Below are 284 nucleotides of genomic sequence, written 5' to 3'. Positions count from 1 at the left end.
ACGACCGGCATCGCTCTTGTGCGACATAGCGAAACACTCAAGCTTGCGACGGGTGAAATTTGCACTGTCGACCAGGTTCTGAATCTGTTCGAACTGAGGCACCGTGGCCATCAAATCAGCGAGGCACTGACTTCTCGCCGCCAGATGCGTCGTCGTCGTCGCAGTACGCTGCGTTACCGCGCACCACGTTTTCTCAATCGTGGCAACAAAGGGCGCGGCTGGCTGCCACCCAGCCTGCAACACCGCATCGACACCACCCTGGCATGGCTGACTCGCTTGCATCG

The 284-nt window shown here is 59.2% G+C and carries 1 protein-coding gene; it reads left to right on the top strand.

Translation table 11 applies throughout. The annotated features are described in order from the left end of the window. Positions 1-9: 9 nt before the first annotated feature. Positions 10-284 (top strand): RRXRR domain-containing protein (locus QN359_RS19895; RefSeq protein ID WP_416352108.1); only part of this gene is annotated, 275 nt, incomplete at its 3' end.

The organism is Undibacterium sp. 5I2 (genome assembly GCF_035019605.1).
In the GTDB taxonomy this organism is placed as follows: domain Bacteria; phylum Pseudomonadota; class Gammaproteobacteria; order Burkholderiales; family Burkholderiaceae_D; genus Undibacterium.
This window is presented reverse-complemented; position numbering and strand designations above follow the sequence as displayed.